Here is a 13,582-nt window from a genome sequence, read left to right as displayed (position 1 = left end):
GAATGTGTGGGAAGCGCTATCTGCGCTTGCGTTTAGCCGTGCCAGAGGTGGAGCGGCCTTTGCGCCTTTTACCCGTGCCGGATTTCTTACGGCGTTTGCGTTTCGGACGGAAGACTTCCTCTACGTCGCCAGAAGCAACCTTTCCTTTGCCGACGGAGCCAAGGAGTGTCTTCACCATCGGTGCCATTTGCTGGAATGTCGACATGAACTTCTGAACTTTGCCCATCGTGCCGATGATGCCGTCAATACCACCCATCCGCTCAACGAAGCCGGAGATTTGCTTAATATTTAAGCCGCTAAGCGGGTTCGAAGAACCGCCAGCGCTACCACCGCCGCCGCCAAGGAGATTGCTTAGGAAGTTACCGCCGCCACCACCACCGGTACTACCACCGCCACCGCCAAATAAACCACCGCCTGCATTACCGCCACCACCGCCGCCGCCAAAGAAGCCGCCACCGGCATTGCCGCCTGCAGGAGGGCCGCCGAAGAAGCCACCGCCGCCTTCAAAGCCGCCACCACCGAAGGGATTGCCACCGCCTAAGCCGGGGTACTGACCGAAGCCTTCACCTGGAAGGGTTAAGCTCCTTGTTTCTACTTCAGGACGATTTGCGCCATTACCAATAATTTGTTGTCTTGGGTTGGTCACTAGGATTCACGATCCTTTTTTATCAGATTTGTCTCCTACAGGATATGTCACTTGCCTACCTTTGGTATGGACGAATGTCACGGGTCATGGGGATTTGTTGCTATTTAGTCAATTAACGCATAGAAATTTTAACGTTCTGCAATCCTAAAGGAAGGAATTACCCAGGACGTGTCGAATGATACACAGGAGCTTAGAGAACCACGAAGCCAACATGCTTTTTGACCGGGAGTTGACAGCAGATGCAATTAAAAAAATTAAATGATAAAGCCATAGACCAGCTTTTCGAAGCTGTACTAACGTTGAAGGATATTGAAGAGTGTTACGTCTTTTTTGACGACTTGTGTACCGTTAACGAAATTCAGTCGCTTTCGCAGCGCCTTGAAGTAGCTCGCATGCTGCGCAAAGGATGCACGTATAACCAGATCGAAGCGGAAACGGGAGCTTCAACAGCAACCATTTCGCGGGTCAAAAGGTGCCTGAATTACGGGAACGATGGTTATGTGTTGACGTTGGATCGTTTGAATCGTTAAATAATGACTTTGCAGAATCCTGTATTACCTCGTGTAATGCGGGGTTTTTCTCTGTTTAAGCAGACCTCAAATTGACATAGATGACCACTTTCGTTAGCATAGGAAGATAGGCTTAGTTCGTACGGGTGGGGGAATTTGGAATGAGTAAATATGGTGTGCTAGTTATTAGCCATGGATCCCGTGATGAGGGTTGGGTGCAGCTGGTGGAGGATGCCGTGAATGCGGTTCGGATGCCGGATGCTATGCCCATTTATGCGTCCTATTTGGAACTTGTCGAAGGTAGATTGATACAAGATGGCATTTACAGTTTAGAGGCACAAGGCGTGACTGATATCATCGTCGTTCCGCTGTTCGTGTCCTCTGGGAGTACACATATTGATGAGATCAGCTACGCGTTAGGGGTTATTCCCGAGCCGGTGCTCGAAACCGACATGGAGCTCTTAGATATACGTGCGCGCATTCACTTCACGTCGCCGATTGATGATCATCCCGATATTGCAGCCATTCTTTATGGCAAAATTGCAGAGCTGTCCGTGTCGCCCCAGGAAGAGATTCTGCTGTTGGTGGGGCATGGGAGTAAGGAAGAGGGCTTCCACCAGAAGTGGCGCCAAGGACTTACGCAACTCGCGGAGCGGGTGAAGGTGTTAGGCGGCTTCGCCGAGGCGGATATTGCGATGCTTTTGCCGGATCAGCTAGCCGAGAAGATGGCTTGGTGGGCCCGAGAGAAGCCGACGTATAAGGTGATTATTGCACCGCTTTTTCTAAGTGAAGGGTATTTTACACAGAAAGTGATTCCTTCCCGTTTGGAAGGGTTAACCTATAAGTATCATGGACGGGCTTTGTTGCCGAGTCCGCAAATTTCCAAATGGATGGAGGGGCAGATTGCCTCCGTATTCCCATACGATGAACAGGGGATGACATAGAGTGGTCAAACGAGCACGATTGATCTATAATCCGACTTCAGGCCGGGAAGAAATGAAAAAAAGATTGCCCGAAATTCTCCAGCGCTTGGAGCGCGGCGGGTTCGAGACGTCCGCTCACGCGACCATCGGTGAAGGAGATGCCACACTTGCAGCGACCGAAGCTGTGCGACGAGGGTTCGATCTCATCATCGCAGCTGGCGGCGATGGCACGATCTGCGAAGTCGTCAACGGCATGGCCGAGAGAGAAGGCAGACCGCCGCTGGGTATTTTGCCGCTAGGGACGACGAATGATTTTGCGCGTGCGCTTGGTATCCCTAAGAACTTGGAGTATGCCTGCGACCTCATCATTCAGCAGTATTCAACCTCGATCGATGTAGGCAAAATCAACAACCGCTACTTCATCAACATCGCTGGGGGCGGCTCGATGACCGAGCTGACGTATGAAGTCCCGAGCAAGCTCAAAACCATGATCGGCCAGTTGGCCTATTATATGAAGGGACTCGAGAAGCTGCCTAGGCTGAAGCCCATCGAGCTCTATATCAAAGCCGGCGATCGCGAGATGCATGAAGAAGTCATGCTCTTCCTCGTGGGCAACACCAACTCCGTTGGCGGCTTCGAGAAGTTGGCTCCGGAAGCCAACATTAATGATGGCATGTTCGACGTGATTATTTTGAAGAAATGCAATCTGGCAGAATTCATCCGTATCGTCTCACTGGCGCTGCGCGGCGAGCATTTGAGTGATCCGAATCTGATTTATTTTCAGACCAATCATATTGAGATTAACTCCCCGGATTATGTTCAGTTGAATCTCGATGGAGAGTTCGGCGGGACATTGCCATGTGTGATGACGAATTTGCAGAGCCATTTGCAGGTGATCGTGGATGAGTCGGGTCAGTCGATTTATAAAAAGAAATTTCTTGAGGCTTTGACCACGCCGTTTCATTTGAAGGGGCATGGGAATGGGCATGATGAGGAGTAGGGGGAAACTTTCTCCCACCTTTTTTGCCGGGAAGCTTCGACGAAGAGATGAATGATTAATTTTAGCTAGAATTAAGTGAGGGAATTATGAGAGCAAAAGGTACATCTGGCTCGGCGCCAGGTAAACATAGAGGTAGTGGCAGGTCGGGATCTACTGGAAGAGCAGGGAGTTCGGCAGGGAACAGAGGGAATGGTAACAGCAAAGGGAAAAAAGAAATGCCAGCTTGGATGGCAGGCTTGCCTGTGCAGATCGGAAAGCAATACGAGGCTGAGATTATTGGGATCAGTCATGATGGCGAAGGGGTGGGCCGTGTGAACGGCTTTACCCTTTTTGTCGCGGGGGCGCTGCCGGGTGAGCGTGCATTGGTTAAGGTAGGGCATCTGAAAAAGCAGTATGGGTATGCTTCTTTGGTGGAACTGCTATCGGTGAGTTCGGATCGTGTGGCTCCCGACTGTGTGATTTATGATGAGTGCGGTGGCTGTCAGTTGCAGCATTTGAGTTATGAGGCGCAGTTGCGCGTGAAGCGTCAGCAGGTTATTGATAATTTGGTGCGGATTGGGAAGTTGGCTGTGGCGGGTGAGCCGACAATCGGCCGAACCGGTGAAAGCGAAGATGAAGAGCAAGGTCAAGGGATTGTTGTTCATCCTACGCTTGGGATGAGCGATCCGTGGAGATATCGGAACAAGGCTCAGGTTCCTTTTGGGGAAGAGCAGGGCGGCCTCATCGGAGGATTCTATGCGCAGGGCAGTCATCGCATCATCGACATGGAAGAGTGCCTGATTCAGCATGCGGCTAACGATGAAGTCGTTGCGCGTGTGAAAGAGATCGGCTCGCGCTTAGGCATTCGCGCCTATAGTGAAGAGACGGGGTCTGGGCTGCTGCGCCATGTCGTCGTCAAAGTCGGCTTCCGCACGGGTGAGGTCATGGTTGTGTTGGTAACCAATGGGTCGGAGATTCCGCGTGCGGACGAGTGGATTGCTGGCATTCGCGAGGCTCTGCCTGCGGTGAAGAGCATTTGCCATAACATTAATGTGAGACAGACCAATGTTATTTTTGGGGATGAGACGCGCGTCCTGTGGGGCAGCGAGGTCATCTATGACTATATCGGCGAAGTGAAATTTGCCATTTCCGCGCGATCCTTCTTTCAAGTGAACCCCGTCCAGACGGAAGTCTTGTACGGGAAAGCTTTGGAGTACGCCGCGTTGACCGGCGATGAGGTTGTGGTCGATGCCTACTGCGGCATCGGCACGATTTCTCTGTTCCTAGCGCAGCGCGCGGGACAGGTGTACGGCGTCGAGATCGTCGAAGAGGCGATCTCCGATGCACGTAAGAATGCCGAGTTAAACGGCATGACGAACGTGCACTTCGAGGCAGGACCCGCCGAGGTCGTCCTGCCGGAGTGGACACGTCAGGGCGTTCGGCCTGACGTGATTGTGGTCGACCCGCCGCGTAAAGGTTGCGACCCGGCGTTGCTGGCGACCATCCTCGAGCTGCAGCCGCGGCGCGTGGTGTACGTGTCGTGCTCCGCGTCGACACTCGCGCGCGACCTGCGCGTGCTGGTCGATGGCGGTTACGGCGTCGCGGAGGTGACGCCGGTGGATATGTTTCCTTGGACGACACACGTAGAAAATGTCGCCTTACTTGTAAGAAGTGATTGTTAATTGTGAAATTGGTTCTCTGTTACCTAAAAAAGCCAAGGGATTCTCAGGTATTTGCCTGATGTTCGCTTGGCTTTTTTCATTTTAATCACGATTGGGTTTTGCCGAATTCATTTCCATACGATGAAGGTCAATGATCATATCACCGCTTTTAAGAATATCAAGACCGATGAGTCCGTTAATGTAATTAATATCTTCATGAAGAAGACCAAAATCGATAGGTAAGTCTATCATGATGAAATTGCCTAGTTAAATTTGATCTACACGTTTTTGAAAAGAGTACTCATCCCCACCGATTCCGAAGCTTCGCAAGAGCCTGTCTCCATTTTCAAATCTAATACCTATTTCGGATACAACGTCTGAGGATAACAGTGAATGTGCCGCGCCAGTATCAATCACTAAGTTATCGATTGTTAAAGAACGTCCTCTGTAACAAATTGTCATAGATGTTTGAAGTAAACCATCAATTGAATTGATCCTCATTTAACGGCTCCTGTAGAAAGGATTTTTTCGAAGTTCAATCGTTATTTTTTCTTGTCCAGTATGATATACAATGTTGTTGTTTTTGCACTTTAATAATTCTTGGGTTGCTTCATCAGCGCTTTGAATCGCTCGAACCAAAGCAACATCATCAACGAACTGAACGTTATTTTTGGTATGAGAATCAAGAATTTCAAGCAGGACGTATTGATCAGGATAAATGGTACGAACTTCTTGCCATTGCATAATTAAACACCCCACAAATGGTATGGTTACTCATAAAATCATTATATCATAACTCTTATAGTAAGAAGTTAAGGGTTATCTCTACATGTAAACTCGGTTGCTCATCTTTGAATGGCCTCGACAGGGGTTTTCTTATTTCCATGGTGGGTTCATTTCAAACAATTTAGGATTTATAAGGTCATTATTAATAGTTGGTTTGGTGTGTGTGAAAGGATAAGTTCGTTTATGCTATAATAAATAAGTGTTTAGTTGATTCTTAGATGTAGGAAGGTGAAAACATGAATCAAATTAAAGATCTTGAAAAACTTATCAAACTCACAGGTGGTCGAGCAAAGCTGGATGCTAAGGCTAACGAGACTTATATTGTTTATAAAAACGTAGAGGGTAAGATTGTAAAGGAATACAATGATGGTCATGTTATTCCGGTTACTGCGCAGGATCCTCCACATGCATGAATTATCACCGATTATTTACATTTTTGCTGGGAACAATGGAAGTGGGAAAAGTACAATCCGGAATCTCATTGTTGATCGTCTCGGAATAAGTGTGAATATTGATCCAGATGCTCTAGCTAGGGGAATCGACCGGATGCATCCTGAAAGTCGCAAGATATCTGCAGGGAAAGAAGCCATTAAATTGGCCAAGGACTGTATTCGAAACAGACGTGACTTTTCAGTTGAAACTACACTTGCTGGAGGAAATGCCATTCGGCTGATGCGTGATGCTAAGGCCAATGGGTTCGAAGTTACAATGTTTTATGTCGGTCTTGGCGATTATCAATTGAATCTTGAGAGAGTGGCAGTGCGGGTCAAAAATGGTGGACATCATATCCCGTCTGAAGATATTATTAGGCGGCATCAAACATCAATTCAAAATTTACTATCTCATCTTGATTTAATTGATCATTTAATCGTAATTGATAACAGTCTAGCCGAGGGAAGGATTATTCTGGGCGCAGACAATGGGGTGATAACGTATCGGTCTGACGCTGTTCCTTCATGGATTGAATGTATTATACAAAATATTGAACCTCAGAAAGAACAGCTCATATAGACAGGGCTGTTCTTTTTTCTTTTAAAAGTTGGATTAATCTGGTCTTAAATAGGTAAAATAACGGGGAACATAAATGGAGCATAGGAGGAAAGAACCCCTGACCTCATCGCTTGCAGAGATAGAATATTTCAATTGAATACTGTTACAGTGAAGGGTTTTCTCAATTGCCTAGTACGGTAAAACTTGTAATGTTGGCAGGCGAAATGTCAAAACACAGAACCGTACCAACCCGCATTATGGGTTGGTAATAAACGATTAAGTCTATCCACAGCAGTATTAATTGAATAGGGACATGGAATGTAGAAAACAAAATATCTCACAAAGTTTCCCACTGAGCGACGATTATCAGTGTCGGATAGTTTTATTAAAGGCACAAGCAGTAATATGCTTATGCCTTTTGTTTGTGTTGAGGTTGTAATGTCCGGCAATACCCTTACAAATAATCCAAACTCCTCAAACTAGTACACAATTGAAAACATTGAAACCAAACACTTGTTCTTGCGTATATATTTGGGAAAACGTAGAAATATATGGAGGTTTAATTTCATGAGTGATCCAACTATCGAAAATCCAGCACCTAGCGCTTCTAACATCAATCTTTCTTTTACAGAAAGAACAGCTCGATTGGTTCTTGTTTTGACCGTAATAGGGGCGCTTGCAATAGTATATCAAAAAGCACTAGGATTCTTCTTTAAAGCACTTTCGTATAAAATATATTTGCCATTTCTTATTAGTTACGAACATGTTATTATTTCATGCATGCTTTCTTCTGGCTTGCTTATTCTTTTAAGCCTTGTGTCCTATTGTTATTCTGAGTTTTTCGCTCTGAATCATTTACATAACCATGAAACGAGTTCTTCAAGAGTAAATACAGCTGATGAAAGATACGATTTATTATTTAAGCTTCTTCAGTTATACACTGCCCTCACTTTCAGTTTTAATCTACTATTCATAATCGTCATTGGTACTATTGCTAAGAACTACATTACAATTTCATTGACTTCATTTTTCATATTTTTATTTATAATACTGCTTATTTTTAAAAGAGCTCGTACAAATCTTCGTAGTGTTTTTCAATTATTTGGTGATTTTTTTTCAAAAAAATGGAAACAAATTATACTTTGGTTTGGAGTTACTACTACATTATTATTTTTGTTAATAGTTATTATGGCGGGCTCCCAAAAAGCATTCTTTATTGCAAAATTCACAACTGATGCGAAAGCGCCAATTAACTTTCATTTTGAGAATTCAATTCCAGAAAAAATAATCTTATATTTTTACTCGGTAGACATTAATGACAATGAAGTATTAACAAAAGAATTAGAACTCACTCGCTCACAGTTCCGTCGCTCTTTTATAGAAGTTATGGAAAAGCAAGAAAGCAATGGGAGTGCTACCTTTTTTAAAAATATTGATGCTCAAATATACAAAGGGTCGAGTAAAGCTTTTATGTCTAATAAAAGTAAATATGAATACAATTATAAATTAGACACGATAGAGTATTTAAAACAAGGTAAAAATTTTGTGGTTATTAATTTTAACTTAGGGGCATTAAATAATCATGAATATTTCAATATTGTCAATGAAATTCATATGGACGACAAAAATACCATTACTATTAATAAAGAAGAATTCCGTGAAAATATAAAACGGTAATGTCTGTTGACTGCAGAATAAACCGAACAACCTTAGGAAGGTATATTAATAACAGTAAACAGTTAGTTCATTCAATGCTCCTAGTATAATGCTAATTACATCAAATAATTTAGACAATAATAAAAGAGCGAGCATAATAGGCTTCGCTCCTTTTTCACGTTTATATCCATTTACAGAAGAAGGTAGGGCCTGTTATTCGTCGAATATATAAGACAAATATTTATATTTTGCGTACTTCTCTAAGATACTCTTTTACGAAACAGGTGATAAATTTGTCATTACCGATAGAGCTTCATAATATATTCTCTAACAAGCAAAAATCCTACAAAATGGTGCTCATCCTAGCACTCTTATTAGAAATGCATGCAACCGGATCAAGAGTTGTTACTTTATTAAATTTAAAACAAAGGTTCCTCATGTTACTCCAAGAAAGAGAGTCGAACGGTCTAGTTGTCGACCCCCCACCTGAGAAGGCTGGAACTACCTGGAACAGCATGACTATAAACAACATTCAGTCGGTTATTTCCACCCCAATTGCAGCCCTTTCCGCTATTCTGGACCAAAAAGACGATTCAATTGGCTTCAAGGAAGGATTATTCGAATCGTGGTCAGATGAAGTACAAAGTGAACTTTATGAGTATGCCAAATCAGAACTAGCGGACTACTACAATCAGCAAAATAACAATAGTTTCTCCCTAAAAGAAGCTCTTTCAGATATTCTTTCCACCTATTTAACCGCAAAGCGAGAAACCTTTGCAGGACACAGACTTGGCAACCTTGTACGCCAAGAAATCCCCTCAGCGCTAAGGAAGCTCCCACTCATTCACTCTGAATTAAAGATCCAAGGATCTGTTGGACAAGGCAACTGGGCAACGATTCCATGGATCTCGATTATGGATAAGCGTATTACAGAGACTACCCGCCAAGGCGAGTATCTTGTGTTCCTTTTCGCGGAAGATATGAAATCTGTTTACCTTACGTTCATGCAAGGTGTTACGATCCCAGTTGCTGAGAAAGGTAAGCCAGCAGCGTATCAATATTTTAAACAAAAAGTAAATGAAATCAGAAACATGCTTCCCTTGGAAGGCATGATCAAGGACGATGCCATTTATCTAACATCAGGCGGTCTAGGCCAAGACTATCAAGTTTCTACAATAGCTTACTATCGCTACGAATTGGATCAGTTGCCAGATGATGAGCAGCTAATGGCAGACTTAAACAATGCTGTCACCAACTACAACGAATACGTTCGTAGAGTCATCAATCCAACGGAGGAACCTGAACCGTCAATCAGCTTTAACTATACGATCAGTCATTTGTATGCTGGACAAGGCATTATAAAATACCTTCAAGACCACGGACCAACCGCGATTTCATTAGACACTTTAGTAGCAAACCAAGCTACAGTTCTTCTCCCTGGAGATGACGTGAAGCACCCCAAAGAAAGAATCAAGCATCTGGGACGAGCTTTGCGAGATCTAGGTCTAATCATAATAAAGGAGAACCAATTCTCATTAACTGATCTAGGTCAGGAATACGCAAACCATTTTAACGAAAATAAATGGACTCTCAGTGAAGCGCAAGTAAAACTAATTCGAGAGTACTTAACTAACACTGAACACCAAACCCCTCTTGTTAAAAGCATTAACAGAGCTATCCAAATCTGCAAGGAACTGAATACCTTCACCATAGATCAATTCTCACCCAAATTTAACGAAGCACTTGGCACACTGGAGACATGGGGAGAAGTCACACAGAAACAACGCTCTATTTTCATGCTTAACTGGTTAGAGATATTGAAGTTTGTTTCTAAATCAAGTCAGCAGTACACGTATACGGAGTGGGAGGAGACACCTCTGGTGGATTCACTAACGGTAATTGAACGAGTAGCCACAATCAAGAATTTCATTGCAAACAAAGGCTTCATGTATCCTGACCATTGGATCGAGAACTTCTTCCTATCTCTAAAAACAAAGCCTTTTGTCATCCTTGCGGGGGTATCTGGCACAGGGAAAACCAAGCTAGTCAAGCTGTTTGCTGAGGCTGTAGGAGCAACAGCGAGCAATGGCCAATTCTCACTAGTTCCTGTCAGACCAGATTGGAGCGATCCCTCGGACCTATTGGGGTACAAGGATTTATCAGGGACATTTCGCCCTGGGAAGTTAGCAGAAATATTGGTTGAGGCTTCAAAGCCGGGTAACCAACATAAGCCTTATTTTATCTGCTTGGATGAGATGAATTTGGCTAGGGTTGAGCATTATTTTAGTGATCTATTGAGCGTGCTTGAGACACAGGAGTGGCATAACCAAAGGATTGTGACAACGCCGCTTATACATATAGACTCCTTACAAAATGAGTCAGATAAACAGATGTACGGCAATCTCTATTTGCCAGACAATGTGTACATCGTAGGAACGGTAAATATGGATGAGACGACGCATCCTTTTAGCAAAAAGGTATTAGACCGTGCGAACACAATCGAGTTCAATTACATTGAGCTTGGTCAATATCCGTCGTTGGAGGATCTCACAGATCATACGGATGCTCCCGTGCCTCCTAATTCATTATTACGGAGCGAGTATTTACAGCTTGTAGATGTGTATAGGGACTATAAGCAGCTAACGGAAGATACGACGGAGTTATTGGTTAAAATCAATGGGATTTTGGAGCAGATTCATTCACATGTAGGATTTCGGATTCGGGATGCGGTATGTTTCTATATGATTTATAACGAACGATTTGGATTGCTAAGTAAGGAAGCTGCGTTCGATATGCAGTTGCTTCAGAAGATTTTGCCTAGAATACAAGGTAGTAATGCTTCCGTTAAAAATGCTTTGCTACAATTAATGCAAGTGGCTCAGGATCGCACCCTACCTCTTTCGGAATACAGAGAAGATGCTTCTAAGCTATATCTTTCGATGGAGACATTGGCAGCGTCCAAATATCCACATAGCGCACGGAAAATTGCCTTCATGCTACGGAGGTTAGAAGAAGATGGATTTACCTCTTACTGGATCTCTTAATCAGAGTAGGGAATTGCTGCGGATTGAGACGAATCTGTTTAATCTCTATATTCAGGGCAAGCCGTTCCATCCCACTGTTGAGACTTTAAATCTGCATCGCAATGTGGATCAGGAGTGGGTGGATGCGCATTTTCATGCTGCTCCGCTTGCGGATACGCTGATTATTGAGTCGATTGCTGTTTTCTCCCATGAACACGGGGTTGTTAGGAGTTGGAGCGCGGGGGATGTGTGTGCGCCAACTTTTTATGAGACGCAGTCTTATGAGCTGGTGATTGAAAAGAAAGCGGATATTTCTTTATCTTTTTTCCATGATAATGTTCATTTAAGGCAGGCGGTTAAGCCGCTAGGGAAGTTGATTTTGTCGGGGATTCTTAATTTTCAAAATGAGGTCGGTCAATCCGAACTTGAGCTTCGTTTGAATGGGGAGGCTATTTTTCGTCTTCAGCTGGAGATTTTCCCGGCAAAAATCGATTATAAGAACGATTATCAAATGATTCTTAATGATGTTAATGCACAGATTTATAATTTATCTTTCGATTTTTTGCGCAAAACATTTAACATGACTGGTCTGAAAGAGACGAATCATCAGAGTTTGACGGAGTATTTTACGATCCTTCAGCATATATTTACGCAGCTTATTCAGGCTGTTGAACGCATTAAGCTCTCACCTCATTCCAAGCTGCAGAGCGAGAATCGCCTGGTAGACGCTGCACGTGTCAAAAGAGCTGGTAAAGAGAACATCAGCTTTCTAGCAAAACGTCCTCATCTATTAATGAAAGATTCGACGAACGGGGTTATTTCAGTAAATGGAGAGCGATATACCCCTACTCACTTGCTAGAGAGCAGGCGTCATGTAAATTATGATACGGCTGAGAACCGTTTTGTGAAATGGGTACTTTTACGTATTGGGCAAAAGCTTAAGGACATTAAAACACGTTTGGCGCAGAAAAGTCGCGTGGAAGATCCTGAACTTACAAGGAAACTGAATTTAATGCAGAGTCATGTACAAAGGTTGTTGCAGAATGATTTTCTGAATGTAGGTGAGATGAGGCAACTGTCGATCTCCTTAGTCTTACAGATGGCGTCAGGGTACCGAGAGGTGTATCGGTATTATTTAATGCTATTAAAAGGTTTGTCGATCCAGAATGATCTATTCCGACTATCGATGAAAGATTTGGCTCAACTCTATGAATATTGGTGCTTCTTGAAGATTCACCACCTTTTAAGCAACAAATATGAACTAATGAAACAAGATATTATTAAACTTAATCGGAGTGGGCTATTCGTCACACTGGATAAGTCGCAGCAGGCTAAGATGGTATATAGGAATCCTGTGAATGGTGAGATTTTCACGCTATTTTATAACGCGCTGCCTAAGGGAGATAAGAGTCCGACGCTTTCTCAGCGGCCAGATAATGTCCTTACTTTGAAGAAAAACGATGCCGCGGCAGAGTATAAATATATTTTCGATGCAAAATATCGGATTAATCCGGCTTATGAGGGGACGCCATATTATGAGCGATACCGGATGCCGGGGCCAGAAGAAGATGATATTAACACGATGCATCGTTATCGCGATGCAATTGTGTATTCGGAGGGGCAAGGCCGAGAGTACGAGCGGAGCATGTTCGGGGCTTATGTGTTGTTTCCCTATCATGATGAGGAGCGTTTCCAGCAGCATAAGTTTTATAAAAGTGTGGAGCTCATTAACATTGGGGCTTTTCCTTTTTTGCCGAATTCAACGAGCTTAATGGAGAAGTTCTTGGACGAGATCATTATGGATAGTCCCGAGAAGGCTTACGAACGGACGACTAGGCCGAGAGGTACGAAGGAGTATTACAAGGATAAGATGTCTGGTAAGAATGTCTTGGTTGGCGCATTGAGTAAGAAGACTCAACTGGAGGCTGCATTGGAGCATGGATTTTATCATACACCTTTGCGGAATATAACGGATCATAAGGTGTTGACTCATATAGAGTACGTGGCATTGTATCAGTCGATCCGTTTGTTTGGCACAGAGGAAGCGGGCATTTCCTGGTATGGGAGAGTGATAGACTGGAAGGTTGTTCCACGATCTGCCATAACTGAAATTCCTTCTAGCAGAGGTGCGACGGATGAGCTTTATGTTGTGTTTGAAGTGGACAAGTGGATTCAAAGAGAGACGGCCATTGTTCCCGCGGGGCATGGGATTTATCGGATTTTATATACAACGGATTATATGCTTAACAGGGCTAAGGAAGTTTCTGAGCTACGTTTGGAAACGGAAGAGGAGCTGCGGGATTGGCGAGAGAAACGGCGTGTGGGTAAGGTTCGTGTGACGCTGGATAGGGAGCATGTGGATCAGGGGAGTTCGGTTGTGGGGATTGAAGTGGAGTAGGATGGAGGATA

General features: G+C 44.0%; 12 protein-coding genes. 9 read left to right on the top strand and 3 right to left on the bottom strand.

The genetic code is table 11. The features are described 5' to 3' along the window. Positions 1-16: 16 nt before the first annotated feature. Positions 17-646, bottom strand: coding sequence for a hypothetical protein (locus tag A8708_RS33655; protein ID WP_082927978.1), 630 nt, complete (start codon positions 644-646; stop codon positions 17-19). Positions 647-885: 239 nt separating this feature from the next. Between A8708_RS33655 and A8708_RS33650 the strand changes: the two genes are divergently transcribed. The 4 genes from A8708_RS33650 to rlmD all read left to right on the top strand — a co-directional run bounded on the left by A8708_RS33650 (position 886) and on the right by rlmD (position 4,739). Continuing rightward, positions 886-1,176 (top strand): YerC/YecD family TrpR-related protein, encoded by a 291-nt coding sequence (locus A8708_RS33650; RefSeq protein WP_056612830.1) that lies wholly within the window; start codon positions 886-888, stop codon positions 1,174-1,176. Positions 1,177-1,316: 140 nt separating this feature from the next. Next, the gene (locus A8708_RS33645; protein WP_068671283.1) at positions 1,317-2,099 is read left to right on the top strand and encodes a sirohydrochlorin chelatase; all 783 of its coding nucleotides are present in this window, start codon (positions 1,317-1,319) and stop codon (positions 2,097-2,099) included. Between the two features lie 52 nt (positions 2,100-2,151). After that, entirely contained in the window at positions 2,152-3,078 is a 927-nt protein-coding gene (locus A8708_RS33640) for a diacylglycerol kinase (RefSeq protein ID WP_239696932.1), read from the top strand. 215 nt (positions 3,079-3,293) lie between these two features. After that, a complete protein-coding gene (rlmD, locus tag A8708_RS33635; RefSeq protein ID WP_068671404.1) occupies positions 3,294-4,739 on the top strand; it encodes a 23S rRNA (uracil(1939)-C(5))-methyltransferase RlmD in 1,446 nt (481 codons plus the stop codon). An 81-nt stretch (positions 4,740-4,820) separates the two neighbouring features. Here rlmD and A8708_RS36280 read toward each other — a convergent pair whose 3' ends face one another. Beyond that, positions 4,821-4,970: a hypothetical protein gene (locus A8708_RS36280; RefSeq protein WP_204787693.1), complete on the bottom strand. Its 150-nt coding sequence runs from the start codon at positions 4,968-4,970 to the stop codon at positions 4,821-4,823. 249 nt (positions 4,971-5,219) lie between these two features. Further along, positions 5,220-5,462: a hypothetical protein gene (locus tag A8708_RS33625; RefSeq protein ID WP_068671279.1), complete on the bottom strand. Its 243-nt coding sequence runs from the start codon at positions 5,460-5,462 to the stop codon at positions 5,220-5,222. Positions 5,463-5,740: 278 nt separating this feature from the next. Between A8708_RS33625 and A8708_RS35975 the strand changes: the two genes are divergently transcribed. From A8708_RS35975 to A8708_RS33605, 5 genes are all read left to right on the top strand, one after another. Further along, the gene (locus A8708_RS35975; protein ID WP_167355954.1) at positions 5,741-5,917 is read left to right on the top strand and encodes a hypothetical protein; all 177 of its coding nucleotides are present in this window, start codon (positions 5,741-5,743) and stop codon (positions 5,915-5,917) included. After that, positions 5,910-6,515, top strand: coding sequence for a zeta toxin family protein (locus A8708_RS33620; RefSeq protein WP_068671277.1), 606 nt, complete (start codon positions 5,910-5,912; stop codon positions 6,513-6,515). The genes A8708_RS35975 and A8708_RS33620 overlap by 8 nt, the downstream gene beginning before the upstream one ends. 546 nt (positions 6,516-7,061) lie before the next feature. After that, entirely contained in the window at positions 7,062-8,171 is a 1,110-nt protein-coding gene (locus A8708_RS33615; protein WP_068671275.1) for a hypothetical protein, read from the top strand. Positions 8,172-8,665: 494 nt separating this feature from the next. Beyond that, the gene (locus A8708_RS33610; RefSeq protein ID WP_239696930.1) at positions 8,666-11,194 is read left to right on the top strand and encodes an MrcB family domain-containing protein; all 2,529 of its coding nucleotides are present in this window, start codon (positions 8,666-8,668) and stop codon (positions 11,192-11,194) included. After that, a complete protein-coding gene (locus A8708_RS33605) occupies positions 11,166-13,571 on the top strand; it encodes a restriction endonuclease-like protein (RefSeq protein WP_068671273.1) in 2,406 nt (801 codons plus the stop codon). Before A8708_RS33610 ends, A8708_RS33605 begins: the two co-directional genes overlap by 29 nt. Positions 13,572-13,582 lie beyond the last annotated feature (11 nt).

The sequence above is a fragment of the Paenibacillus oryzisoli genome (assembly GCF_001653565.1).
Classification (GTDB): domain Bacteria; phylum Bacillota; class Bacilli; order Paenibacillales; family NBRC-103111; genus Paenibacillus_E; species Paenibacillus_E oryzisoli.
This window is presented reverse-complemented; position numbering and strand designations above follow the sequence as displayed.

Coding starts and splice junctions, on each gene's coding strand:
- A8708_RS33650 (WP_056612830.1), top strand. CDS start 886: ATGCAATTAAAAAAATTAAATGATAAAGCCATAGACCAGCTTTTCGAA.
- A8708_RS33610 (WP_239696930.1), top strand. CDS start 8,666: ATGACTATAAACAACATTCAGTCGGTTATTTCCACCCCAATTGCAGCC.
- rlmD (WP_068671404.1), top strand. CDS start 3,294: ATGCCAGCTTGGATGGCAGGCTTGCCTGTGCAGATCGGAAAGCAATAC.
- A8708_RS36280 (WP_204787693.1), bottom strand. CDS start 4,970: ATGATAGACTTACCTATCGATTTTGGTCTTCTTCATGAAGATATTAAT.
- A8708_RS33615 (WP_068671275.1), top strand. CDS start 7,062: ATGAGTGATCCAACTATCGAAAATCCAGCACCTAGCGCTTCTAACATC.
- A8708_RS33625 (WP_068671279.1), bottom strand. CDS start 5,462: ATGCAATGGCAAGAAGTTCGTACCATTTATCCTGATCAATACGTCCTG.
- A8708_RS33645 (WP_068671283.1), top strand. CDS start 1,317: ATGAGTAAATATGGTGTGCTAGTTATTAGCCATGGATCCCGTGATGAG.
- A8708_RS33640 (WP_239696932.1), top strand. CDS start 2,152: ATGAAAAAAAGATTGCCCGAAATTCTCCAGCGCTTGGAGCGCGGCGGG.
- A8708_RS33605 (WP_068671273.1), top strand. CDS start 11,166: ATGGATTTACCTCTTACTGGATCTCTTAATCAGAGTAGGGAATTGCTG.
- A8708_RS33620 (WP_068671277.1), top strand. CDS start 5,910: ATGCATGAATTATCACCGATTATTTACATTTTTGCTGGGAACAATGGA.
- A8708_RS35975 (WP_167355954.1), top strand. CDS start 5,741: ATGAATCAAATTAAAGATCTTGAAAAACTTATCAAACTCACAGGTGGT.